At 59.8% G+C, this 24722-nt stretch carries 23 protein-coding genes and 4 tRNA genes; 7 read left to right on the top strand and 20 right to left on the bottom strand.

Annotated features, from left to right (window positions below; all coding sequences use genetic code 11):
- Nucleotides 1-45: 45 nt before the first annotated feature.
- The 8 genes from BFP92_RS11770 to rluD all read right to left on the bottom strand — a co-directional run bounded on the left by BFP92_RS11770 (nt 46) and on the right by rluD (nt 6821).
- The gene (locus BFP92_RS11770; protein WP_065911656.1) at nt 46-1377 is read right to left on the bottom strand and encodes an IS110 family RNA-guided transposase; all 1332 of its coding nucleotides are present in this window, start codon (nt 1375-1377) and stop codon (nt 46-48) included.
- A gap of 327 nt (nt 1378-1704) precedes the next feature.
- Nucleotides 1705-1781, bottom strand: a tRNA-Pro gene (locus BFP92_RS11775).
- A 94-nt stretch (nt 1782-1875) separates the two neighbouring features.
- Nucleotides 1876-1951, bottom strand: a tRNA-Lys gene (locus tag BFP92_RS11780).
- 5 nt (nt 1952-1956) lie between these two features.
- Nucleotides 1957-2033, bottom strand: a tRNA-Pro gene (locus BFP92_RS11785).
- Nucleotides 2034-2043: 10 nt separating this feature from the next.
- Nucleotides 2044-2119: transfer RNA gene (locus BFP92_RS11790), tRNA-Asn, on the bottom strand.
- 303 nt (nt 2120-2422) lie between these two features.
- Nucleotides 2423-4987 carry an ATP-dependent chaperone ClpB gene (gene clpB / locus BFP92_RS11795; RefSeq protein ID WP_065929620.1) on the bottom strand — a complete coding sequence of 855 codons (2565 nt, stop codon included), beginning with the start codon at nt 4985-4987 and terminating at the stop codon, nt 2423-2425.
- A gap of 149 nt (nt 4988-5136) precedes the next feature.
- Complete coding sequence (pgeF, locus tag BFP92_RS11800; protein ID WP_065929621.1) at nt 5137-5862, bottom strand: peptidoglycan editing factor PgeF; 726 nt, start codon at nt 5860-5862, stop codon at nt 5137-5139.
- On the bottom strand, nt 5859-6821 hold the full coding sequence (rluD, locus tag BFP92_RS11805; RefSeq protein WP_017137596.1) for a 23S rRNA pseudouridine(1911/1915/1917) synthase RluD: 963 nt from the start codon (nt 6819-6821) through the stop codon (nt 5859-5861). Before rluD ends, pgeF begins: the two co-directional genes overlap by 4 nt.
- 149 nt (nt 6822-6970) lie before the next feature.
- Between rluD and BFP92_RS11810 the strand changes: the two genes are divergently transcribed.
- Nucleotides 6971-7996, top strand: a complete 1026-nt coding sequence (locus tag BFP92_RS11810; protein WP_017137597.1) for an outer membrane protein assembly factor BamD — start codon at nt 6971-6973, stop codon at nt 7994-7996.
- Between the two features lie 126 nt (nt 7997-8122).
- Nucleotides 8123-8356 carry a PP0621 family protein gene (locus tag BFP92_RS11815; RefSeq protein ID WP_065929622.1) on the top strand — a complete coding sequence of 78 codons (234 nt, stop codon included), beginning with the start codon at nt 8123-8125 and terminating at the stop codon, nt 8354-8356.
- Here the strand turns inward: BFP92_RS11815 and thiO are convergent.
- From thiO to pilV, 5 genes are all read right to left on the bottom strand, one after another.
- On the bottom strand, nt 8343-9452 hold the full coding sequence (gene thiO / locus BFP92_RS11820) for a glycine oxidase ThiO (protein ID WP_065929717.1): 1110 nt from the start codon (nt 9450-9452) through the stop codon (nt 8343-8345). The genes BFP92_RS11815 and thiO overlap by 14 nt on opposite strands.
- A 62-nt stretch (nt 9453-9514) precedes the next feature.
- Nucleotides 9515-9916, bottom strand: a complete 402-nt coding sequence (locus BFP92_RS11825) for a type IV pilin protein (RefSeq protein WP_065929623.1) — start codon at nt 9914-9916, stop codon at nt 9515-9517.
- A 14-nt stretch (nt 9917-9930) separates the two neighbouring features.
- Nucleotides 9931-10455, bottom strand: a complete 525-nt coding sequence (locus tag BFP92_RS11830) for a pilus assembly PilX family protein (RefSeq protein ID WP_065929624.1) — start codon at nt 10453-10455, stop codon at nt 9931-9933.
- 6 nt (nt 10456-10461) lie between these two features.
- Nucleotides 10462-11169, bottom strand: a complete 708-nt coding sequence (locus tag BFP92_RS11835) for a PilW family protein (RefSeq protein ID WP_065929625.1) — start codon at nt 11167-11169, stop codon at nt 10462-10464.
- Complete coding sequence (gene pilV, locus BFP92_RS11840; RefSeq protein ID WP_065929626.1) at nt 11166-11651, bottom strand: type IV pilus modification protein PilV; 486 nt, start codon at nt 11649-11651, stop codon at nt 11166-11168. The genes BFP92_RS11835 and pilV overlap by 4 nt, the downstream gene beginning before the upstream one ends.
- Nucleotides 11652-11855: 204 nt before the next feature.
- Here pilV and BFP92_RS11845 point away from each other — a divergent pair, with 204 nt between their 5' ends.
- Nucleotides 11856-12431 carry a GspH/FimT family pseudopilin gene (locus BFP92_RS11845; protein WP_065929627.1) on the top strand — a complete coding sequence of 192 codons (576 nt, stop codon included), beginning with the start codon at nt 11856-11858 and terminating at the stop codon, nt 12429-12431.
- Here the strand turns inward: BFP92_RS11845 and ispH are convergent.
- From ispH to murJ, 6 genes are all read right to left on the bottom strand, one after another.
- Nucleotides 12385-13332, bottom strand: a complete 948-nt coding sequence (gene ispH, locus BFP92_RS11850) for a 4-hydroxy-3-methylbut-2-enyl diphosphate reductase (protein ID WP_017137605.1) — start codon at nt 13330-13332, stop codon at nt 12385-12387. The genes BFP92_RS11845 and ispH overlap by 47 nt on opposite strands.
- Nucleotides 13333-13513: 181 nt before the next feature.
- Complete coding sequence (gene fkpB, locus BFP92_RS11855) at nt 13514-13951, bottom strand: FKBP-type peptidyl-prolyl cis-trans isomerase (protein ID WP_010213263.1); 438 nt, start codon at nt 13949-13951, stop codon at nt 13514-13516.
- Nucleotides 13952-13958: 7 nt separating this feature from the next.
- Nucleotides 13959-14468, bottom strand: a complete 510-nt coding sequence (gene lspA, locus BFP92_RS11860; RefSeq protein WP_056859105.1) for a signal peptidase II — start codon at nt 14466-14468, stop codon at nt 13959-13961.
- A complete protein-coding gene (gene ileS, locus BFP92_RS11865) occupies nt 14461-17292 on the bottom strand; it encodes an isoleucine--tRNA ligase (RefSeq protein WP_056859106.1) in 2832 nt (943 codons plus the stop codon). The genes lspA and ileS overlap by 8 nt, the downstream gene beginning before the upstream one ends.
- Nucleotides 17293-17306: 14 nt before the next feature.
- Nucleotides 17307-18245 carry a bifunctional riboflavin kinase/FAD synthetase gene (gene ribF, locus BFP92_RS11870; protein ID WP_065929628.1) on the bottom strand — a complete coding sequence of 313 codons (939 nt, stop codon included), beginning with the start codon at nt 18243-18245 and terminating at the stop codon, nt 17307-17309.
- Between the two features lie 119 nt (nt 18246-18364).
- Entirely contained in the window at nt 18365-19903 is a 1539-nt protein-coding gene (gene murJ / locus BFP92_RS11875) for a murein biosynthesis integral membrane protein MurJ (protein ID WP_065929629.1), read from the bottom strand.
- Nucleotides 19904-20156: 253 nt separating this feature from the next.
- On the opposite strand from murJ, the gene rpsT reads away from it, so the two are divergent.
- Nucleotides 20157-20435 carry a 30S ribosomal protein S20 gene (gene rpsT / locus BFP92_RS11880; RefSeq protein WP_003171647.1) on the top strand — a complete coding sequence of 93 codons (279 nt, stop codon included), beginning with the start codon at nt 20157-20159 and terminating at the stop codon, nt 20433-20435.
- Nucleotides 20436-20722: 287 nt separating this feature from the next.
- Here rpsT and BFP92_RS11885 read toward each other — a convergent pair whose 3' ends face one another.
- The gene (locus BFP92_RS11885) at nt 20723-21208 is read right to left on the bottom strand and encodes an FKBP-type peptidyl-prolyl cis-trans isomerase (RefSeq protein WP_027606858.1); all 486 of its coding nucleotides are present in this window, start codon (nt 21206-21208) and stop codon (nt 20723-20725) included.
- On the opposite strand from BFP92_RS11885, the gene BFP92_RS30400 reads away from it, so the two are divergent.
- The 3 genes from BFP92_RS30400 to BFP92_RS11900 all read left to right on the top strand — a co-directional run bounded on the left by BFP92_RS30400 (nt 21207) and on the right by BFP92_RS11900 (nt 24576).
- The gene (locus tag BFP92_RS30400) at nt 21207-21497 is read left to right on the top strand and encodes a DUF3565 domain-containing protein (protein ID WP_341865562.1); all 291 of its coding nucleotides are present in this window, start codon (nt 21207-21209) and stop codon (nt 21495-21497) included. The two genes, BFP92_RS11885 and BFP92_RS30400, sit on opposite strands and share 2 nt — an antisense overlap.
- A gap of 79 nt (nt 21498-21576) precedes the next feature.
- On the top strand, nt 21577-23676 hold the full coding sequence (gene pta, locus BFP92_RS11895; RefSeq protein ID WP_065929631.1) for a phosphate acetyltransferase: 2100 nt from the start codon (nt 21577-21579) through the stop codon (nt 23674-23676).
- Nucleotides 23677-24576, top strand: coding sequence for an acyltransferase (locus BFP92_RS11900; protein ID WP_065929632.1), 900 nt, complete (start codon nt 23677-23679; stop codon nt 24574-24576). It begins immediately after the preceding gene.
- The last annotated feature ends 146 nt before the right edge of the window (nt 24577-24722 follow it).

The raw sequence follows: 24722 nt of genomic DNA on the forward strand, positions 1-24722 counted from the left end.
GCTCTTATCAAACAAAAAATAACTCATTGTTTTTGCTCTTAAAAATCAAGCCGCTTTAACCAGCTGCAACCCCAACTTTCGCGCCTTGCGCTCCAAGGCGCGCAGTTGCCGGTCCCGGCTACGCTCTTCAAATTCCTCTATTCCTTTCTCAACATAAGGCTGACCTTTGGTCAGCATCGCGTAGATCAGTCGTGCCAGTTGATGCGCTGTCGCCTTAATCGCGCAACAGGTGTCCATCCGGGTCAGGCGCGCTCGGTGGCTGGCACCGATAAAACTTTTGTCGTTACGTGCAATAGAGGCGGCTTGCTTCAGCGCTTGAGCAGCTCGATTAATCACTTTCACCGTCTTTCCAGGAAGGGGTTTTCCTCCCGAAATTCTCGTCGGCGGTGCGAGGCCTAACCACGAACAGAAGTGCTGCGAAGTCGGAAAACGTGATAAATCCGCCCCCAATTCACTGGCCAAAACCAAAGCCGTGTCGATTCCTATGGTTGGGATTGCGGTCAAATCCACGCCCATGACCTTGTTCAGTGCGCGATGCAAAATCAGTTGCTGCTCATTTGAGCGGTGTGGGTTGCGCAGTGTTTTACTGGGCGGGACAACATCCGCCTGAAGCACTGGAAGTCGTTCCAGTGCGTGAGCAATGGCTTGGTCGCACTCACCAATTTGCTTTTCCAGAAAATCATAAGCCGCCAATTCCTGGCTCAGCGCATGCAAATGCTCGGCTCGCCAATTACCCCGCAAGCTACGGGCGACGGTGGCCTGGTCGGCTTTGACACGCTTGTCTCTGAGCATGGCGAGCACTTCTGGATCTCGTTCGCCCTCAACGATTGCTCGCAAAATGCTCATACCCGTCACCCCGGCAATGTTGCTGATGACCTGAGCCAGCTGGATGTTCATTTGGACCAGCGCCTTTTGCATCCGATTAAGCGCTTTGGCTTGGTCACGAACTTTATTACTACGCTGACGGACCAGTGAACGCAGTGAGCACACTTCGTCCGAGGGCCGAAAAGCGCCTCTCAGCAGGCCGTGCGTCATGAGCTGAAGGATCCACTGGCAATCAAGTACATCGGACTTTCGGCCGGTTATCTGCCGCGTTGCCCGCGAATTAACCAGATAGACCTTAAAACCTCTTCTATCCAATATTTCAAAAAGCGGGATCCAATAAACCCCGGTTGCTTCCATCGCCACCATCTTGACGCCCATGGATTCAAACCAGTCGGCCATGGCGTGCAAATCGTCGGTGAAGGTTGAAAACCTTTTAACCGGGTCAGCGCATTTGGTCGGATCAACGGCGGCCAAATGTTCACCGCCTCCAACATCAACGGCAGCGCAGTCAGGGTGGATGACCTCAAAACGTTTTTGGTTCTTGCGCGTCATGACAATTCCTCGCAGGATTGAATGACGCGGGCGGGGTACACGGTGGCGAGCGGATTCACTCTCTTATACGTGGTCACAGCTTGCTGTGCCGACAATGACTCCACGCCGATACCGTGCAGGCCACTCTCCCACTCGGGTGCTGACACACCAGTGCTGGTTACGGCCTTTGCCCCGCCCGCGTTCTTCAACCTTACGATGAACCAGTTTGATGCGCGACAGCGCTACATCGAAGAGGTGGCGGGTCCTCCCACATTTGTTTTGTGGTGAGCCAAGGATTTGCGCGCACAAAAAAAATCCCCGCATCTTTCGATACGAGGATTTTTAATATGGTCGGGGTAAGGGGATTCGAACTCCTGACATCCTGCTCCCAAAGCAGGCGCGCTACCGGACTGCGCTATACCCCGGTAAAAAAAAGGCGACCTTTCAGTCGCCTTCTTCGATCAGTGCTTTTGGCCTCTGATCTTAAGATTCGATTCCAGCGTTAACTGGTCTCAAAAATGGTGGGTCGTGTGGGATTCGAACCTACGACCAATTGGTTAAAAGCCAACTGCTCTACCAACTGAGCTAACGACCCAAAAATGGTCGGGGTAAGGGGATTCGAACTCCTGACATCCTGCTCCCAAAGCAGGCGCGCTACCGGACTGCGCTATACCCCGGTTTTGAAATTGGCTCCGTGACCAGGACTCGAACCTGGGACCCAATGATTAACAGTCATTTGCTCTACCGACTGAGCTATCACGGAACTACATATTTCAAATGTACAACTTCTACTGCTTTACAACCTTCTCTTCGGCTTGTCCGTATCGCTACGTTCACGTCTCTGAGGCGCGCTATTCTACAATCTTAAAAACCCCTGTCAACCCTTTAAATTGCTTTTAAGACAATGATTTGCGCTTGTTTCTGATTTCTTCTTGGGGAGAAGAAACCCGTGGGCTGACGTTGCTGCGGGGCGCACTTTACAAGCCTTTGCCTTACAGTTCAACGCCCTATCGAAAAAAAAGGCCACGCAATGCGAGGCCTCCTCTTATCGCCATACAGGCCGGGCTTAGTGGAAGACGATTTCGTCGTTTTCCACCGTGGCCGCCACGCTGGTCCCCGGCATGAAGCTGCCCGACAGGATCAACTGCGCCAATGGGTTCTCGATCCAGCGCTGAATCGCGCGTTTCAGAGGCCGTGCGCCATACACCGGGTCGTAACCCACCGCGATCAGCTTGTCCAACGCCTCGCTGCTCAGCTCCAGGTCAAGCTCGCGCTCGGCCAGGCGGCTACGCAGGCGGCCCAACTGGATCTCGGTAATACCCGCGATCTGATCCCGCGCCAGAGGCTCGAAGATCACCACTTCATCGACCCGGTTGATGAATTCCGGGCGGAAGTGCGACGTCAGCGCGTCCATCACCGCCGCGCGCTGGGCCTCACGATCACCGACCAGTTCCTGGATCTGCGCCGAGCCCAGGTTGGAGGTCATCACGATCACCGTATTGCGGAAGTCCACCGTACGCCCGTGGCTGTCCGTCAACCGGCCATCTTCCAGCACCTGCAGCAAGATGTTGAACACATCCGGGTGGGCCTTCTCGACCTCATCCAGCAGGATCACCGAGTAAGGCTTGCGACGCACGGCTTCGGTCAGGTAACCGCCTTCTTCATAGCCCACATAGCCTGGAGGAGCACCGATCAAGCGCGCCACCGAATGTTTCTCCATGAATTCGGACATATCGATGCGTACCATGGCCTCTTCAGTATCAAAGAGGAATTCGGCCAATGCCTTGCACAGCTCGGTCTTACCCACGCCGGTTGGGCCGAGGAACATGAACGAGCCGCTCGGGCGATTAGGGTCGGACAAACCCGCCCGCGAACGCCGTACCGCGTTGGAGACCGCTACCACGGCCTCTTCCTGGCCAATCACACGCTGGTGCAGCAGGCTTTCCATCTTCAGCAGCTTGTCGCGCTCGCCTTCAAGCATTTTCGACACAGGAATGCCGGTCCACTTGGAGACGACTTCAGCAATTTCCTCCTCGGTCACTTTGCTGCGCAGCAGTTGGTTCTCGGGCTTGCCGTGCTGGTCGACCATTTGCAGGCTGCGCTCCAGGTCCGGGATCACCCCGTACTGCAACTCGGCCATGCGGTTCAGGTCGCCTTTACGACGTGCTGCTTCCAGCTCCTGGCGGGACTGCTCGATCTTTTGCTGGATCTGCGCAGAACCCTGCACTTCGGCTTTTTCCGAGGTCCAGATTTCTTCGAGGTCCGCATACTCACGCTCCAGGCGCAGGATTTCTTCCTGAAGTTTTTCCAGGCGTTTTTTTGCTGCGTCGTCCTCTTCTTTCTTAAGCGCCTGGGATTCAACTTTCAGCTGAATCAGGCGTCGGTCCAGACGATCGAGCACTTCCGGCTTGGAGTCGATCTCCATGCGAATGCGGCTGGCCGCTTCGTCGATCAGGTCGATGGCCTTGTCCGGCAACTGGCGGTCGGTGATATAGCGATGGCTCAGTTTGGCCGCCGCGATGATCGCGCCGTCAGTGATCGCCACCTTGTGGTGCACCTCATACCGCTCTTTGAGGCCACGCAGGATGGCGATGGTGTCTTCTTCGCTGGGTTCTTCCACCAATACTTTCTGGAAGCGCCGCTCAAGGGCCGCATCCTTTTCAATGTACTGACGGTATTCGTTGAGCGTGGTCGCACCCACGCAATGCAGCTCACCGCGCGCCAACGCCGGCTTGAGCATGTTGCCGGCATCCATCGAGCCTTCGCCTTTACCGGCGCCGACCATGGTGTGCAGCTCGTCGATAAAAAGAATGATCTGCCCTTCCTGCTTCGACAGTTCATTAAGCAGGGATTTGAGGCGCTCTTCGAACTCGCCACGGAACTTGGCACCGGCGATCAGCGACCCCATGTCCAGGGACAACAGGCGCTTGCCTTTAAGGCTGTCCGGCACTTCACCATTGATGATGCGCTGGGCCAGGCCCTCGGCAATCGCGGTCTTACCCACGCCGGGCTCACCGATCAGTACAGGGTTGTTCTTGGTGCGACGCTGCAACACCTGGATAGTGCGCCGAATTTCGTCGTCACGGCCAATCACCGGGTCCAGCTTGCCTTCTTCGGCGCGCTTGGTCAGGTCGACGGTGTATTTGTCCAGGGCCTGGCGCGACTCCTCATGGTTGGGGTCATTCACCGCCTCGCCGCCACGCAGGTTATTAATGGCGTTTTCCAGGGCTTTTTTGCTCACGCCCTGGCCCAGCAACAATTTGCCAAGCTTGCTGTTGTCGTCCATCGCGGCGAGCAGCACCAGTTCGCTGGAGATGAACTGGTCACCTTTCTGCTGGGCCAGACGATCGGCCTGGTTAAGCAGGCGCGCCAGATCCTGCGACATGTTCACGTCGCCGGTAGGGTTTTGGATTTTCGGCAGTTGGTCGAGCTCTTTGCTCAACTCTTTGCGCAGGCTGTTGACGTCAAAGCCCACCTGCATCAACAACGGCTTGATAGAACCACCTTGCTGTTCGAGAAGCGCCTGCATCAAGTGCGCAGGCTCAATCGCCGGGTGGTCGAGGCCGACCGCCAGGGATTGGGAGTCCGAGAGTGCCAACTGCAATTTGCTGGTTAAACGATCAATACGCATTAGTCACCTTCCTTTTGAGCAGGCCGGAGCTAGAAATACACATCCTGAATGAAGAAACCTGCCAGATACCCTTATAGATGGGGGGGATTCTGCAAGATTCAAGCAGCTGATCGTTGATGTGGATCAGCATTGATCCAAGTCAGGAGAGTCTAGCGCTCAAGCCAGATAAGGGAGGCGAACCGACCGGTGCGCGGGCTGCGACGGTAGGAAAAGAAGCGCGGGTCGGTCACGGTGCATAAACCGCCACCATATACAGCGGTGACACCGCGCGCAGCCAGACGCAGGCGTGCCAGCTGGTAGATGTCGGCCATGTACTTGCCGGGGTTGCGGCCAGGTACAAAGGCCTCGGCCGTGGCTGGCAGTTGCTGCATGAAGGCTTCACGCACTTCGGGGCCGACCTCGAAGGCTTGCGGACCGATGGCCGGGCCGAGCCAGACCAGTACGTCGTCGGGTTCGGCATTCAAGCTTTCAAAGGCCGCTTCCAATACACCCGCTGCCAACCCGCGCCAACCGGCATGGGCAGCCGCCACGCGGGTGCCGGCGCGGTTGCAGAACAACGCGGGCAGGCAGTCGGCGGTCATTGATGTGCAGGCAATGCCGGGTGTGCTGGTCCAACTGGCATCGGCTTCAGCGATACGCGAAGGGTCAGCCTCCACCACGGTTATCCCGTGAACCTGGCGTAACCAGGCAGGCTGGATAGAAAAAGCATCGGTAAGGCGGCGACGATTTTCAAGGACGGCCTCAAGGCTGTCCTCGACGTGATCACCCAGGTTAAGGCTGTCGAACGGCGCCAGACTGACGCCGCCCGCACGGGTGGTGACGCAGGCTTTGACTCCCGACGGCGCGGGCCAGTCAGGAATCAGCCAGTCATTCACCCGACAAATGCCTCGCGATCCTGCTTGAGCAACGACAACAACCAGACCAGATCGTCCGGTAGAGGCGATTCCCAGCTCATCCGCTTACCGCTCGTCGGATGATCCAGTTCCAGGAAACGTGCATGCAGTGCCTGGCGCGGGAAGGTTTTCAGCGATTCAACCATGGTCTGGCTGGCCGCTGGCGGAATACGGAAGCGACCACCGTAGGCCGGATCTCCGACCAACGGGAAGTTGATGTGCGCCATATGCACGCGAATCTGGTGCGTGCGGCCGGTTTCCAGCTTCACCCGCACATGCGTGTGAGAGCGAAAACGTTCGAGCACACGGTAGTGGCTGACGGCCGGCTTGCCGCCTTCCATCACCGCCATACGCTGGCGCTGCTGGCCGTGGCGGCCGATCGGGGCGTTGATCTTGCCACCCGCCACCACCACGCCGATCACGATGCATTCGTAGATCCGGCTGACACTGCGGGCCTGCAATTGTGTGACCAACTGCGTCTGCGCCTGAATGGTCTTGGCCACTACCATCAAGCCGGTGGTGTCCTTGTCCAGGCGGTGCACGATGCCGCAGCGCGGCACGTTGACGATGTCCGGCACGTGGTGCAACAAGGCATTAAGCAAAGTGCCATCAGCGTGCCCGACCGCCGGGTGAACCACCAGGCCTGCAGGTTTGTTGATGACCAGGATGTCATCATCTTCATAGACGATATCCAGCTCGATGTCTTGGGCGACCCATTCTCCCTGGGCTTCCTGCTCGGCAGTCAGCTCAAGAATCGCACCGCCATGGACTATGTCTCGCGGGCGGATAACCGCTCCATCCACAGTCAGGCGGCCGTCTTTGATCCAGGCGGAAAGGCGCGAGCGCGAGTGCTCAGCGAATAATTGTGCGGCGACTTGATCGAGGCGTTGGCCGCCCAATTCGGACGGCACCTCTGCGCGAAGTTCAATTTTATCGGACATGCTCAGACTAGGCGTGGCACAGCCTTTGGTTTCGGCTGCGCGCTTGTGGTTAAATACGGCGTCTTTTGCCCCGAGGCTTTCAACGGGGCGCTCATCATAACAGGACGGCCCCGCCCAAGACAGCGGCCGTCATAGGGACGCAAGCCGCCATGCAAGTGAAACACCTGCTGCTGATCGCCATCCTCGCCATGACTGCTGCTTGCTCGTCAACAAAGGAAGTCGTCGACGAAAACCTGAGCGAAGTCGAGCTGTATCAATTAGCTCAAAAAGACTTGGACAATAATAGCTACACCAGTGCCACAGCCAAGCTGAAGGCCCTGGAGTCGCGCTATCCGTTCGGGCGCTACGCCGACCAGGCACAGCTTGAGCTGATCTACGCCAACTACAAGAACGCGGAGCCGGAAGCTGCCAAGTCCGCCGCCGAGCGTTTTATCCGGCTGCACCCGCAGCACCCGAACGTGGACTACGCCTACTACATGAAGGGCCTGACCTCGTTCGACCAGGACGTTGGCCTGCTGGCGCGCTTCCTGCCGCTGGACATGACCAAGCGTGACCCTGGTGCTGCCCGCGACTCCTTCAACGAGTTCGCCCAGCTCACCAGCCGCTACCCCAACAGCCGCTACTCGCCGGACGCCAAGCAGCGCATGATCTACCTGCGCAACCTGCTGGCCTCCTACGAGATTCACGTGGCCGACTACTATCTGACCCGTCAGGCGTATGTAGCTGCCGCCAACCGTGGCCGTTATGTAGTTGAGAACTTCCAGGAAACCCCATCCGTGGGTGATGGCCTGGCGGTGATGACCCAGGCTTACCAGGCCTTGCACCTGGATGCATTGGCAACCACCAGCCTGGAAACCCTGAAGCTCAACTACCCGGACTCCCCAAGCCTGAAAGACGGCCAGTTCGTGCCTCGGGTAGCTGAAGCAGACAACCGTTCGTGGTTGAGCAAATACACCCTGGGCCTGATCAGTTCCCGTCCACCGCTGCCGCCGGGCGAAACCCGCGCCAACCAGGACGTGATGAAGCAGTTCCAGGACGCCAAGGAAGCCATTCCTTCGGAGCTCAAGCCGCATGACGCCAATGGCGACGTGATCGAAGAAGAAGCACCGCAGGCCCTGGGCAACAATGAAGACCGTTCGTGGTTCAGCTACATGACCTTCGGCGTGTTTGACTGATTGCACACAGCGTCATCAAGAAGGAGCCTCTCGAGGCTCCTTTTTTGTGGGCGCCTTGTTATTGCACTGTGCGCTTGTCACGCGCTTGGCTAAACTGGCGCATTCCCTGTCGAGAAACTGCCCATCATGCTTCGTCTACTGTTCTGGATTGCCGTCATTGCTGCCGCGGTATGGTTCTGGCGCAAATTCAAAAGCCCGGCGGCTAAACAGCAGCGCTCCGCTGAGCCGGGCGCGGCCATGATGGTGCGCTGCGCCCACTGCGGCGTGCACCTGCCGCAGGACCGCGCACTCAGTTCACGGCAGGCGTGGTACTGCACCCAGGCGCACCTGGAACAAGGGCCGAAGTCTATCCAGCGTTGATCCGACCGGCGGGCGCATACGGCGCCGGGTCGATAACCGGGGTACGGCCCAGCAGCAAGTCAGCAAACAGTTGGCAGGATGCCGGCGCGAGTACCAGCCCATTGCGATAATGCCCGCAATTGAGCCAAAGCCCTTTGAAACCGGGTACTTCACCGATGTAAGGGATACCTTCCGGTGAGCCTGGGCGCAAACCGGCCCAGTGGCCTACGACCTCGGCATCTGCCAGCGCGGGAATCAATTCCACCGCCGACGCCTTCAGGCTTTCCAGGGCAGAGTCGGTCGGGGTCTTGTCGAACCCTTCGTGCTCCAGCGTGCTGCCGATCAGAATGTGCCCGTCACGCCGTGGGATCGCATAGCGCCCCTTGGCCAGCACCATGCTCGACAAAAAATCCGACGCACATTTGTACAAAATCATTTGGCCTTTGACCGGCTCCACCGGCAGCGACAGGCCCAGCTTGCCGAGTATTTCGCCGCTCCAGGCACCCGCCGCCAGCACCACCTGGTCGCCCAGGACTGGCCCCGCCGGGGTGTTCACACCCACGACGTCGCCACCTTCAATCACAAACCCCTCCACTTCGCACTGCTCATGAAGGGTCACGCCCGGTAACGCCAACAGCGCGGCCTTGAGGGATTTGACCAGACGCGGGTTACGTACGTTGGCCACGTCCGCCATGAAGATCGCCTGGGAATACCCACCACCCAGCACCGGCACGGCGTCATGGGCGGCCGACACATCCACCTTGCTCAACGGCCGGCCTTCACGGGCAGCCCAGGCCAACGCCTGGGCTTCATCTTCCAGGTCCAGCCAGTAAAGGCCGGTGGTGTGAACCTCTGGATCAACCCCGGTGGCCGCAAACAGTCGCTGTGCCAACTGCGGGTAAAAATCCTGCGACCAATGGGCCAGTGCGGTGACCGCCGGGCTGTAGCGCCATGGGTACAACGGCGAAACGATACCGCCACCCGCCCAGGAAGACTCCTGCCCCAGCCTGGAGCGCTCCAGCAGCACCACGGACTGCCCCTCGGTGGCGAGGTTGAACGCGGTCAACAAGCCGATAACACCGCCACCCACAATCACCACTTGCTGTTGCTTAGCCATCATTTGATCCAGCCGATAAAAAGGGAAAAGCGCACCCGGCGCCCATTCATCCAGCGCGCTCATCATTGCCCCCAGCACGCAAGGCGCGACATTTCAGGTATCGCGCCCGGATTACTGCGTACGCCGGTACTGGACAAGCTGAACTCACCGCAAGGGTCATTCGCCATGATGGCGCCCACTGCAGGCGAGGCGACCAGGGTAAATGCCTCGGGGCTCAACGCAGTGCTGATTCTATAGTGATCATTGCCGGCACTGGCGCCACCTGCATCAATAAAAGTGCCGTGGCGCGTGTAAAAGCGCTCGAGGTGCTGCGCCTGCTCAGTCAGCAGTGCAACGATCTGCGCGCGGTAGGCTTTTTTCACCTGCCCGGTATACGCGGGGTAAGCAATCCCGGCCAAAAACGCGATGATGGCGACCGTGCCCAGTAACTCGATCAGGGTAAAACCCTGGCAATCCTTGCCCATTGATATGCTCCTTACTATTGAAGTTGTCGCCATAGAACTCGATGAACGTTCAGGCCTCCCTCTGCCTGTGCATAGACCGCCTCCAGCACCGTGCGCACCTGGCCACTGCTCCCAACTGCGGTCACGCGGTACAACGCGGCCGGTGTTCCGGCAGGCAAACCCGCCAGCGCAAAGCCCACTCCCAGGGATTGCACGCCATATAGCCCGCCTTTCAGGGCAACCCAAGTGACCGCCGAAACAGGGTGTGTGCCTGCCGCCACCACCCGCGCCGATTCCATCGGCGGCGCACAGGTGGTGATTGCCCGACACACCGGCAATGTCGCGCCGGCCCGTCGGATCACCGACTCCCCCAACCGCAGGCCACTTTCGGCGCTTTGGAAGGATTGGTTTCGATGCCAAACGCTGCCGGTAATCTTTTGTTGGGACACCGCCCCTTGCATCGATGCCAGGCCGATCAGTGACAGCATCAGCAGAAACACCAGGCTGATCAGCAAAACCATGCCGGTTTGCCGCGCAAAAACATCGTGATGATTGAACATGCCGCCCTACCCCAGCCGGTTTCGCAAGGCTGCTACCACGCTGTAGGCCTGATCTTTCACGCGCCCGGTCGGGTCTTGCAACGTGATGCGCAGGCGTACGCTGCGGATCAGCGATTCATCCGCCGGGCGGGATTCATAGCGCGCTACCTGAGGCGAACCTGGCTTGCCCGCCACGCCGAAACTGATGTCGAAGGCCTGCACGTTGTCCAACAGCACCGACTTGGCCGGCGCCGCAGGGGTACTGACCTTCAGTTGCCCGGTTTCATAGGTGTAGGTGAGTTGGCGCAGCGCAAAGCGGATCTGCCCCGGCATCGGTGGCGGTGAACTCCCCGCGTAGGCCTGGGCCGTGCCGAGGCAGTCAGAGAGCACCGTCCAGTCTGGCGTGCCGCCCTCGCCTGCAACCTCGGCGGTGACCAGCGTCAGCGACCAGGCGCTGCCTGCAGAGTCCCAGCCGAGAGGTCGATAAAAGGCTGGCGGTGCGTTGTCGATAGAGGCTGTCGCCAGGCAGCCGAACATGCCTGCCTGGCGAATATCCTGGATCATCTTGCCCAGCACAAACCGCGCATCATCCTGCAGCACCATGGCGGCCTGTTGGCTGGCGTGAGTCGCGCGAGCGCTGATCGCCACCTGGCTGACACCCAGTACCAGCAGCAACCCGACCGCCAGTGCGAGCAACATCTCCACCAGGCTGAAACCACGCACAGAGCGTCTCATTGGGGCGCCTGCGGTTCGCCGTCAATGCGGCTGGTGAGGGTGAAGGTTTCCCGCGCCCCACGAGTATTCGCCCCACGGGAGTCATCCCAACTGATGCTCACGGTTACCTCGCCACCGCTGATCACCACCGAACCTTTGGCATCCTCGCCGCCGAAGCCGATGATATTGGCCTCGAAGTCATGCAGGTCCAGGTCCCGCACGCTGGCCGTCGGGGTATTGGCGGGAGCGCTTTGCATGAGTGCCCATGCGTAGTCGGCGCCTGAGTTGGCGCGGATTCGATCGAGCATATCGTAGGCAATGAAACTGGCCTGGCTGGTCATCCTTGCACTGTCGGTGTACTTGAGTGCATTGAGCTGGGTCATTGCGGCGCCCAGCAACCCGATGGCGAGAATCAGCACCGCCACCAACACTTCGATCAAGGTCATACCGGTTTGTTGTCGAGGCAGTGCGCAGGGAAAAAGTCTGTTCGGGCAGGCAAGCATTACCGTCGTCATCCGTGTCGAAGGCCAAAAAAAAGCAGCGCAGCACTGCTGTACGAGCCAAGACTAGTGCCGGTTCTTGCCCCGCGCCGCAATCGGAACAAAGGGAAATACTTTGGACATAAAGGCCATCATCCAGCCCCGCCGCCGGGCGCTATACCTAGGTCTCCAAACCCATTTTTACCCTTGCCCATGGAGGGACAAACTATGCAACAACGCGGTTTCACCCTGATCGAACTTCTGTTCGGCCTGCTACTGGGTGGCATCCTCGTGACCGTGGCAGTGCCTGCCTTCAAGGGTTTGCTTGCGTCGCAGCAGCAACGCAGCGCGGCACACTCGCTTGCCGAAGGCCTGCGGTTGGCGCGCACTGAGGCAATCACCCGCAATCGCCCAGTGATCATTCAGGCGCTGGAGAACGATTGGAGCCGAGGATGGCAAATCATTGTGGATATAAGCGGGCGCGGTGAGCCGGGTACCGACAACCCGATACTGCTGGAACGGCAGGGCAATGGGCGCGTGATGATGGCGGGCAATGGGCCTGTCAAGAACCAGGTACGCTTCAGCGGGCTGGGTGAACCGGTGTTTGCGGGGGGTGGCTTCCGTGCCGGTACGGTGCACATCTGCGGCACCGACCCGGTACAGAGCCGCTATCAAGTGGTGCTGGCGCCGAGCGGGCGCATCAGCCTGCGCAGTGAGGCCACCGAGCAGGCGCTGTGCGGCTCCGGCACCGTGGCACTCAGAGCAGTGAGCGAACCCGCAGCTCTTTGGGCATCGAGAACGTGATGTTCTCTTCGCGACCGGCCAATTCATCCGCGCCGGTAGCACCCCAGGCCTGCAATTGCTGGATCACGCCACGCACCAATACTTCCGGAGCCGAAGCACCCGCGGTGATGCCGATACGCTCAACGCCATCGAACCAACTGCGCTGCATGTCTTCGGCGCCGTCGATCAGGTAGGCCGGCGTGGCCATGCGTTCCGCCAGTTCGCGCAAGCGGTTGGAGTTGGAACTGTTGGGGCTGCCCACCACCAGGACCACATCGCACTCGTCGGCCAGTTGCTTGACCGCGTCCTGACGGTTTTGCGTGGCGTAGCAGATGTCGTCCTTGCGTGGGCCGCCAATTGCCGGGAAGCGTGTGCGCAGAGCATCGATCACACGGCTGGTGTCGTCCATCGACAGCGTGGTTTGGGTCACGAAGGCCAGGCGATCCGGGTTTTGAACCTGCAACTCGGCGACGTCTTTTTCGTCTTCCACCAGGTAGATAGCACCGCCATTGCTGGCGTCGTACTGGCCCATGGTGCCTTCGACTTCCGGATGACCGGCGTGGCCGATCAGGATGCATTCACGGCCGTCGCGGCTGTAGCGCGCGACTTCGATATGGACCTTGGTCACCAGCGGGCAGGTGGCGTCGAACACCTTGAGGCCACGACCGGCCGCTTCGGTGCGCACTGCCTGGGACACGCCGTGGGCACTGAAGATGACGATAACGTCGTCCGGCACCTGGTCGAGTTCTTCGACAAAGATAGCCCCGCGCGCGCGCAGGTCTTCAACCACGAATTTGTTGTGGACGACTTCATGGCGCACGTAAATCGGCGGCCCGAACACTTCCAGGGCGCGATTGACGATTTCGATCGCCCGGTCCACACCGGCGCAGAAGCCACGGGGGTTGGCGAGTTTGATTTGCATGCTGTGCCTCGTGTCTTGCAGCCACCTTGAGCCAGGTCTGACGCTGACTCAACTGACAATGAAGATCAAAGGTGGGAGCGGGCTTGCTCGCGAATGCGCAGTGTCAGTCACCGAACTATTAGACTGATCCACCGCATTCGCGAGCAAGCCCGCTCCCACATTTTAGACCGCGTACGGCCAATTAGAGCGCTTTAACGTCGATGATTTCAACGTCAAACGTCAAGGTTTTACCGGCCAACGGGTGGTTGAAGTCGATGGTCACTTGCGCGTCATCGAAGGTTTTAACCACGCCGGGCAGCTCGGTGTTCGCCGCATCGTTGAAGATCACCAACAGGCCTTCCGACAGGTCCATGTCCTGGAACTGCGAGCGCGGGATGATCTGCACGTTTTGCGGGTTGGGCTGGCCAAAGGCGTTTTCCGGCAGGATCTGCAGGGTGCGCTTGTCGCCGGCCTTGAAACCGAACAGTGCCGCTTCAAAACCCGGCAGCAGGTTGCCGTCGCCGACCTTGAAGGTCGCCGGGGCTTTGTCGAACGTACTGTCGACCGTGTCGCCATTCTCCAGGCGCAATGCGAAATGCAAAGTGACTTCCGTGTTCTGGCCGATGCGTTGCTCAGCCAATACCTGATCAGTCATTGACGGTCTCTCCGGTTTTCTTGCTTTTGAACATATCCAACGCCAGCATGATTGCACCGACGGTGATGGCGCTGTCGGCAAAGTTGAACGCCGGGAAGTACCAGCGGTTCTGCCAATGCACCAGAATAAAGTCGATCACATGGCCCAGAGCAATGCGGTCGTACAGGTTGCCCAGCGCGCCGCCCAGCACCAGGGCCAGGGCGATTGCCAGCCAGGTGTCATCGCGGCCGAGGCGCTTGAGCCAAACGACGAGCACAGCACTGACGACCACGGCGATCAGGGCAAACAGCCAGCGCTGCCAGCCGCCGCTGTCAGCCAGGAAGCTGAAGGCTGCGCCAGTGTTGTAGGCCAGGGTCCAGCTGAAGTAGTCAGGAATGACCACGATCTGCTGGAACATCTGCAGGGAGCCTTCGAAGTGAGCCTTGCTGACCTGGTCAATGACCAGGACCAGCACGCTCAGCACGAGCCAACCCAGACGTCCGAAACGGCTGGTTTTAGGCATAGTGGCGAACCTCGCCAGCACCGCTGATGTTGTCCACGCAACGGCCGCAGATTTCCGGATGCTCCGGGTTCACGCCGACGTCTTCACGGCAGTGCCAGCAACGGGCGCACTTGGGGAAGGCCGACTTGACCACTTTGAGCTTGAGGCCCGGTACTTCGGTGGCCACTGCGTCCGCGGGTGCCTGGGCAAACGGTGCCAGGCTTGCGGTCGAGGTGATCAGCACGAAGCGCAGTTCGTTGCTCAGCTTGGCCAGGTCGGCGGTCAGGCCTTCCTCGGCAAACAGGGTGACTTCGGCTTGCAGGTTGCCACCGACGGCCTTGGCCGCGCGCTGAACTTCCAGCTCCTTGTTCACCGCAACCTTGACGGCCATTACGCCTTCCCAATACTCGCGGCCCAGTTCGAAGTTGGCCGGCAATTCGGTCAGGCCTTCGTACCAGGTGTTGAGCATCACCGACTCGTTACGCTCGCCCGGCAGGTATTCCCACAGTTCGTCGGCGGTGAAGGCCAGGATCGGCGCGATCCAGCGCACCAGCGCTTCAGAGATGTGGTACAGCGCGGTCTGCGCCGAACGGCGCGCCTTGCTGTTGGCGCCGGTGGTGTACTGGCGGTCCTTGATGATATCGAGGTAGAAACCACCCAGCTCCTGCACGCAGAAGTTGTGGATCTTCGAGTAGACGTTCCAGAAGCGGTATTCGCCGTAGTGTTCCTGCAGCTCGCGCTGCAGCAACAGGGTACGGTCCACGGCCCAACGGTCCAGGGCGAGCATGTCCTCGGCCGGCAGGATGTCGGTGGCCGGGTTGAAACCGGTCAGGTTCGACAGCAGGAAGCGTGCGGTATTACGGATACGGCGGTAAGCATCGGCGCTGCGGGCCAGGATCTGGTCCGACACGGCGATTTCGCCCGAGTAATCGGTCGACGCGACCCACAGACGCATGATGTCGGCGCCCAGGGTGTCGTTGATCTTTTTCGGCTCGATCACGTTTTTCAGCGACTTGGACATCTTGCGGCCCGTCTCGTCGACGGTGAAGCCGTGGGTCAGCAGTTCGCGGTACGGCGCGTGGTTGTCGATGGCGCAGCCGGTCAACAGCGACGAGTGGAACCAGCCACGGTGTTGGTCCGAGCCTTCCAGATACAGGTCGGCACGCGGGCCGGTGGCGTGGCCCATAGGGTGCGAACCGCGCAGCACGTGCCAGTGGGTGGTGCCGGAGTCGAACCACACGTCGAGGGTGTCGCTGATCTTGTCGTACAGCGGCGCTTCGTCGCCCAACAGCTCGGCAGCGTCCAGCTTGAACCAGGCTTCGATGCCTTCCTGTTCAACGCGCAGCGCCACTGCTTCCATCAGCTCGACGGTGCGTGGGTGCAGCTCGCCGCTTTCCTTGTTCAGGAAGAACGGGATCGGCACGCCCCAGTTACGCTGGCGGGAGATGCACCAGTCCGGGCGGTTGGCGATCATCGAGTGCAGGCGCGCCTGGCCCCAGGCCGGGACGAACTTGGTCTCTTCGATGGCTTTGAGCGAGCGCACACGCAGGGTGTCGCCGCTGGTCGGCTCTTTGTCCATGCCGATAAACCACTGCGCGGTGGCGCGGTAGATCAGCGGGGTTTTGTGACGCCAGCAGTGCATGTAGCTGTGCTTGATGGTGTCGGATTTCACCAACGCACCGACCTCGCTCAGCTTGTCGATGATCGCCTGGTCGGCCTTGAAAATGAACTGGCCGCCGAAGAACTCCAGCGACGGCACGTACACGCCATTGCTCTGCACCGGGTTGATGATGTCGTCATTCACCATGCCGTACTTCTTGCAGATGACGAAGTCATCCACGCCATAAGCCGGCGAGCAGTGAACAATGCCAGTACCCGAACCCAATTCCACGTAGTCAGCCAGGTACACCGGCGACAGACGGTCGTAGAACGGGTGACGGAAGTTGATCAGTTCCAGCGCGGTGCCGGTGGTGGTGGCGATGACCGAACCTTGCAGTTCGTAGCGTGCCAGGCAGGCTTCGACCATTTCTTCAGCCAGCACCAGCAGGCGATCACCGACGTCCACCAGGGCGTAGGTGAATTCCGGGTGCACGTTCAGCGCCTGGTTGGCCGGAATGGTCCACGGGGTAGTGGTCCAGATCACGATGGCTGCAGGTTTTGGCAGGCTCGACAGGCCAAAGGCTTGGGCCAGCTTGGCGTCGTCGGCGATCGGGAAGGCCACGTCGATGGTCGAGGACTTCTTGTCTTCGTACTCGACTTCCGCTTCTGCCAGGGCCGAACCGCAGTCGAAGCACCAGTTCACGGGTTTGAGGCCCTTGAACACGAAACCGCCTTTGACGATTTCGGCCAAGGCGCGGATTTCACCGGCCTCGTTCTTGAAGTTCATGGTCTTGTACGGGTTGTCCCACTCGCCGAGGACGCCCAGACGAATGAATTCGGACTTCTGCCCTTCGATCTGCTCGGTGGCATAGGCACGGCACAGTTCGCGGGTTTTATCCGCGCCCAGATTCTTGCCGTAGGTCACTTCGACTTTGTGCTCGATCGGCAGGCCGTGGCAGTCCCAGCCCGGAACATAAGGCGCGTCGAAACCCGACAGGGTTTTCGAACGCAGGATCATGTCCTTGAGAATTTTGTTCAGCGCATGACCGATGTGAATCGTGCCGTTGGCATAAGGAGGGCCGTCGTGCAGGACGAACTTCGGACGATCCTTGCCAATTTCGCGCAACTTTCCGTACAGGCCAATACTGTCCCAGCGCTGCAGGATCTGCGGTTCGCGCTGTGGCAGGCCGGCCTTCATTGGGAAGGCGGTGTCCGGAAGGTTTAGCGTGGCTTTATAGTCGGTCATTTAAGGCTCTTCGGTTAGCGATGGGCGCTAGGTGCGGCTAGTGCACGGGCGGCGGCGACATCCGCATTGATCGCCGTTTTCAACGCCTCAAGGGAGGCGAAACGCTGCTCTTCACGCAGCTTCTGGTGGAAAACCACCGTTAAACGCCGGTCATACAAATCACCGGCAAAATCCAAAAGGTGAACTTCCAGGTGGGCCTTGCCATCACCTGCAACCGTGGGCCTGACGCCTATATTGGCGACTCCCGGCCACGATTGGCCGTCGATGTCGACACTCACCAGGTAAACCCCGGTGAGCGGCACACGACGACGTTTGAGCTGCACGTTGGCGGTTGGCGTGCCCAGTTGGCGCGCCAGCTTCTGGCCGTGCAATACCCGCCCGGCAATGCGGAACGGGCGACCGAGCAAACGCTCGGCCAAGGCGAAGTCGGCTGCCGCCAGGGCGTTACGCACCTGGGTACTGCTCACGCGCAGGCCGTCCAGTTCGACGGTTTGCGCGGCTTCGACGGTAAAACCTTGATTCACACCGGCGTGTTGCAGGAAGTCGAAATCGCCGACGCGGTCGCAGCCGAAACGGAAGTCGTCGCCGACCTCCAGGTGCTGCACGCCCAGGCCATCGACCAGGATGCGGTCGACGAACTCGGCGGCGCTGAGGCTCTGCAAGCGCTGGTTGAAAGCCAGGCACAGCACACGGTCAACGCCCTCTTCAGCCAGCAGTTGCAGCTTGTCGCGCAGGCGGGCCAAGCGGGCCGGCGCCGTCTCGGGGGTAAAGTATTCCCGCGGCTGTGGCTCAAAAATCACCACGCAGCTGGGCACGCCCAACTCGATCGCACGTTCACGCAGCCGACCCAGGATAGCCTGGTGGCCACGGTGAACACCGTCAAAGTTGCCAATAGTGGCGACGCAGCCCCGATGCTCGGGGCGCAGGTTGTGGAGACCTCGAACCAGCTGCATAACGCGCTTCTTGCTCATAAAGTGGTCGATTATAACCACACCCGGCCCCGGACGACAGGCAACAGCGCAGGCCAAATGGATCGAATCGATAAAACAACCGTTTTATCACGGCAAAGTCTCTAGCCAAGCGACTTTCGATTGAAATCACGCAGACGGAAGCCTTGCATCAGCAACATCCCGAAGTACACCACCACACCCGCAACAACCAGAACACCCAGGCGCATGAAGCGTTCAAGCATATGGCCTTGATCCCAGGCGGGCATGAAGTGCATCAGGCCCAACAACACCGCCGACATCATCGCCACCGCCACCAGCAGCTTGAGAGCAAACAGGCCCCAGCCCGGCTGCGGCTGATACATCTGCTGCTTGCGCAGTTGATAAAACAGCAGCCCTGCGTTGATGCAGGCACCCGCGCTGATGGCCAGGGCCAGGCCGGCATGGGCCAACGGGCCGATAAACACCAGGTTGAGCAGTTGCGTGACGATCAAGGTGAAGATTGCGATCTTGACCGGCGTGCGGATGTTTTGCTGGGCGTAGAAGCCCGGCGCCAGCACTTTGATCACGATAATGCCGAGCAGGCCGACGGAGTAAGCGACCAGCGCGCGCTGGGTCATTGACGCGTCAAACGCGCTGAACTGGCCGTATTGGAACAACGACACGGTCAACGGCTCAGCCAGAATGCCCAGGGCCAGGGAACACGGCAACACCAGCATAAAGCACAGGCGCAGGCCCCAGTCGAGGATGCGCGAGTACTCCTGGCGGTCCTTGCTGGCATAGGTGCGCGACAGCGTCGGCAGCAAGATTGTGCCCAAGGCCACACCCAGTACGCCGGACGGCAACTCCATCAAGCGATCGGCGTAGTACATCCAGGAGACCGAACCGGACACCAGCAAGGATGCGAACGCGGTGTTGATGATCAGGGAAATCTGGCTCACCGACACCCCCAGGATCGCCGGCAACATATTGCGCATCACGCGCCATACGCCGGTGTCCTTGAGGTTCAGGCGCGGCAGCACCAGCATGCCGATTTTTTTCAGGTGCGGCAGTTGGTACAGCAGCTGCGCCAGGCCGCCGGCCAGCACCGCCCAGCCCAGGGCCATGACCGGTGGATCGAAGTACGGCGTCAGGAACAGCGCAAAAATAATCATGCTGACGTTCAGCAATGTCGGCACGAAGGCCGGTACCGAGAAACGGTTCCAGGTATTGAGGATCGCCCCGGCCAGGGATGACAGCGAGATCAGCAATATATAAGGAAAGGTCACGCGCAGCAGGTCAGTGGTCAGCGCGAATTTTTCCGGGGTGTTGGCAAAACCGGGGGCCGTGGCCCAGATCACCCAGGGCGCGGCGAGCATGCCGACGAGGGTTACCAGCATCAGTACCAGGGTCAGCAGGCCCGAGACATAGGCAATAAAGGTACGGGTCGCTTCTTCGCCCTGCTGGGTTTTGTATTCGGCCAGGATCGGCACGAACGCCTGGGAAAATGCGCCCTCGGCGAAGATCCGCCGCAGCAGGTTGGGCAGTTTAAAGGCAATAAAGAAGGCATCCGTGGCCATGCTGGCGCCGAAAATGCGTGCCAGCAGGGTGTCACGCACAAACCCCAAAACCCGGGAGATCATTGTGATAGAGCTGACGGCAGCCAACGATTTGAGCAGATTCATTGAAAGAGTTTGCGCCTTTAGATAAAGAGCAGGCGAACAAAGCGCCCACTTATGCGATACTGCGCGCCTGCAACAGCACAGAGCCAAAGCTCGCGAGTTTACAGGTCAAGCGCCGGAAATAAATCACCCGCCTCTTCAGATCGACCACTCAGCAGTTCGCATCAGCCGCCCTTGACAACCCATCAAGTCATCGGCATGATTCGCGGCCTATTTTGTTTGCTATTTCCTAAAAAGTCTTTCGAGGAGCTCGACGGTGGCCAACACACCTTCCGCCAAAAAACGTGCAAAACAGGCTGAGAAGCGTCGCAGCCACAACGCCAGCCTGCGTTCCATGGTTCGTACCTACATCAAGAATGTAGTTAAAGCCATCGACACCAAAGACGCTGAAAAAGCTCAAGCTGCTTACGTTCTGGCTGTGCCTGTTATCGACCGTATGGCCGATAAAGGCATCATCCACAAGAACAAAGCCGCTCGTCATAAGAGCCGCCTGAATGGCCACATCAAGGCTCTGAACGTCGCTGCAGCAGCCTAAGTGGTAACAACTGCCACGTAACTCAGGTTGCGTAACAGTTAAGAAATGCCCCGTACCGAAAGGTCCGGGGCATTTTTGTTTGTGCTCAATAACGAGGGGTGCACACTGATCAACATGTGGGAGCGGGCTTGCCCGCGATTGCAGTGGGTCAGTGGTGAATAGGGTGGCTGACACGCCCTCATCGCGGGCAAGCCCGCTCCCACACCTGAACTGCGGTGTATTTTCAGGCGCAAAAAAAAGCCCCGAACCAGTCGGGGCGTTTTTGCTACCTATTGATCAAACCACAATCAATGGTGGTGACCGCCTTCACCGTGGACGTGGCCGTGGGCCACTTCTTCCTGGGATGCGTCGCGGATGGCAACGATCTTCACTTGGAAGTTCAGGCGCTGGCCAGCCAGAGGGTGGTTGCCGTCGACAGTCACGTCGTCGCCGTCCAGATCACGGATGGTGACGATCTGCATCTGGCCGTCCGGGGCGGATGCGTGGAACTGCATGCCCACTTCCAGCTCATCAACACCTTCGAACATGCTGCGGCTCAGGGTGCTGACCAGTTCGGCGGAGTATTCGCCGTAGGCATCTTCAGGTTCTACGGCGACAGTCAGTTCGTCACCGACGCTTTTGCCTTCCAGAGCCTTCTCCAGGCCCGGGATGATGTTACCTGCGCCTTGCAGGTAGACCAGCGGCGCGCCGCCGGCGGAGCTGTCGATGACCTCACCAGCGTCGTTGGTCAGGGTATAGTCGATGGAGACAGCCTTGTTAGCGGCGATCGTCATGGGGCGAGACCTTTTGCATAAGAATGAAGAACGGACAAGTCTAAACAAGGATTTGCCCGAAAGCGAACAGAACCCGGACAGACGGAGCCGATCAACGGCATCCTTCATCCTCGGCTTCCACCAGGACGGCGACGGCCACTGGGTGGCCGAGCTGTCCTGCGGCCACACCCAGCACCTGCGCCACCAGCCGCCATGGCAGTCGCGCGCCTGGGTACTGGATGCTGCGCAACGCCTTGAAAAAATAGGCCAACCCTTTACGTGCGGCTGGTGTGCGCAAGCGCCTGAATAACGATAACCTTGGTGCCTGATTCCCGGTAGGCGCTCAGCCATAGAGCGCCACCGAAGCCATGCACCTCCAGAGAATTCGCATGCAGACTTTTTTTATCGCGCCCACCGATTTTGGTGTGGGTCTGACCTCCATCAGCCTTGGGCTGGTGCGTACCCTTGAGCGGGCCGGGCTGAAAGTCGGCTTCTTCAAACCGATTGCCCAGCCACATCCGGGCGACACCGGCCCCGAGCGCTCCACCGAACTGGTGGCGCGCACCCACGGCCTGAAGCCACCACACCCCTTGGGCCTGGCCCATGTGGAGCGCATGCTCGGCGACGGCCAGCTCGACGAGTTGCTCGAAGAAATCATCACCCTGTACCAGCAGGCCGCCGTAGGCAAGGACGTGCTGATCGTCGAAGGCATGGTGCCGACCCGCAGCGCCAGCTATGCGGCGCGGGTCAACCTGCACCTGGCCAAGAGCCTGGACGCCGAAGTGATCCTGGTGTCGGCGCCGGAGAACGAAGTGCTCACCGAGCTCTCGGGCCGTGTGGAATTGCAGGCCCAACTGTTCGGCGGCCCCAAGGACCCGAAAGTGCTGGGTGTGATCCTCAACAAGGTGCGCACCGACGAAAGCATGGAAGCCTTCTCGGCGCGCCTCAAGGAGCATTCGCCCCTGTTGCGCAGCGGCGATTTCCGCCTGCTCGGCTGCATCCCTTACCAGCCCGAACTCAACGCCCCGCGCACCCGCGACGTGGCCGACCTGATGGGCGCGCAGATCCTCAACGCCGGCGACTACGAAACCCGGCGCATGACCAAGATCATCATTTGCGCGCGCACCATGCGTAATACCGTGGAGCTGCTCAAGCCGGGCGTGCTGGTGGTAACGCCGGGCGACCGTGACGACATCATCCTCGCCGTCAGCCTGGCCGCAATCAACGGCGTGCCCCTGGCCGGTTTGTTGCTGACCAGCGACACCCTGCCCGACCCGCGCATCATGGATTTGTGCCGTGGCGCCTTCCAGGCCGGGCTGCCGGTGTTGTCGGTAAGTACCGGTTCCTACGACACGGCGAACCAGCTCAATAGCCTGAACAAGGAAATCCCGATTGATGACCGCGAGCGTGCGGAGATCATCACCGATTTCGTCGCCAGCCACCTCGATGCGCGCTGGCTGCACCAACGCTGCGGCACGCCACGGGAAATGCGCCTGTCGCCGGCGGTGTTTCGCTATCAGTTGATCCAGCGCGCCCAGGCCGCCAACAAGCGCATCGTATTGCCCGAAGGCAGCGAGCCGTTGACCGTGCAGGCCGCCGCCATCTGCCAGGCCCGCGGCATTGCGCGCTGCGTGCTGCTGGCCAAACCTGCCGATGTGGAAGCCGTCGCCCGCGCCCACGGCATCGAACTGCCCGAAGGCCTGGAGATTCTCGACCCGGACCTGATTCGCCAACGCTACGTCGAGCCGATGGTCGCACTGCGCAAGAGCAAGAGCCTCAACGCGCCGATGGCCGAGCAACAATTGGAAGACACGGTGGTGATCGCCACCATGATGCTCGCACTGGACGAAGTGGACGGCCTGGTCTCCGGGGTGATTCACTCCACCGCCAACACTATCCGCCCTGCCCTGCAGCTGATCAAAACGGCGCCGGGCTGCACCTTGGTGTCGTCGGTGTTCTTCATGCTGTTCCCCGAGCAGGTGCTGGTATACGGCGACTGCGTGATGAATCCGCACCCCAGCGCCGTGGAGCTGGCGGAAATCGCCCTGCAAAGTGCCGACTCCGCCGCCGCGTTCGGCATTACGCCACGGGTGGCGATGATCAGCTATTCCAGCGGTGATTCGGCCAGCGGCGAAGAAGTCGAAAAAGTCCGCGAAGCCACCCTGCTCGCCCACGAACAGCAAAGCTCGCTGCTGATCGACGGCCCATTGCAGTACGATGCCGCCGCCAATGAAACCGTGGCAAGGCAGTTGGCGCCCAACAGCCAGGTCGCCGGCAAGGCCACGGTGTTTGTGTTCCCGGACCTGAACACCGGCAACACCACGCACAAGGCCGTGCAACGCAGCGCCGATTGCGTGAGCCTGGGGCCAATGCTGCAAGGCCTGCGCAAACCAGTGAACGACCTGCCGCGCGGCGCACAAGTGGACGACATCGTGTACACCATCGCCCTGACGGCGATCCAAGCCGCCAACCGACCTATGGATATCTAAATGCTGGATTTTCTACCTGCCGCCGTGCGCGGGGTCATCGCGTCCTTGTTGTTGGCGCTGAACACGATCCTCCTGTGTTCGTTCCTGTTTATCGTCGCGCTGTTCAAGGCGCTGCCATTTGCCAAACGCTTCAGCGAATGGCTGATGAACCATACGCACGAAGCCTGGGTGACCAATAACAAGGGCTGGATGAACCTGGTGCGGCGCACGCGCTGGCACCTGAAGGGCCTTGAAGGCCTGGACTACCAGCACTCGTATCTGGTGACCAGCAACCACCAGAGCTGGGTCGACATCATGGTGCTGCAATACGTACTCAATCGGCGCATTCGCCCGCTGAAGTTCTTCCTCAAACAAGAACTGATCTGGGTGCCGGTGATCGGCCTGGCCTGGTGGGCGCTGGGCTTCCCGTTCATGAAGCGCTACACCAAGGCGTACCTGGAGAAGCACCCGGAGAAGAAAGGCAAAGACCTGGAAACCACGCGTAAGACCTGTGCGAAGTTTCGCGACAACCCTGTGGGTATTTTCAACTTTGCCGAGGGCACGCGGTTTACGCCGGGCAAGCATGCACAACAGAAATCGCCGTTCCGTTACCTGCTCAAGCCCAAGGCCGGTGGCATTGCGTTTGTGCTGGATGCCATGGGCGAGCAGCTCAAGTCATTGGTGAACGTGACCATCCACTACCCGGCCGGACGCCCAGGGTATTGGGATTTGTTGTGCGGGAATGTGAAGGACGTGGTGGTGCACTTTGAAGAAGTGCAGATTCCGGCCGGGTTTATCGGCAAGAATTATGAGCAGGATGGGGAGTATCGGTTGGCGTTCCAGGGGTGGATTAACCAGCTGTGGGAAGACAAAGACCAACTGCTGGCCAAACTGCACACAGACTTCCCGGATAACAAGTGATCAAAATGTGGAAGCGGGCTTGCTCGCGAATACGGTGGTTCAGCCACACATGTATTGACTGACACTCCGCTTTCGCGAGCAAGCCCGCTCGCACATTTGACCGAGTTGTTTTCAAGAGTCCATGAAAAAGCCCGCCACCGAATCAT

The sequence above is a fragment of the Pseudomonas sp. 58 R 3 genome (genome assembly GCF_900006605.1).
Classification (GTDB): domain Bacteria; phylum Pseudomonadota; class Gammaproteobacteria; order Pseudomonadales; family Pseudomonadaceae; genus Aquipseudomonas; species Aquipseudomonas salomonii.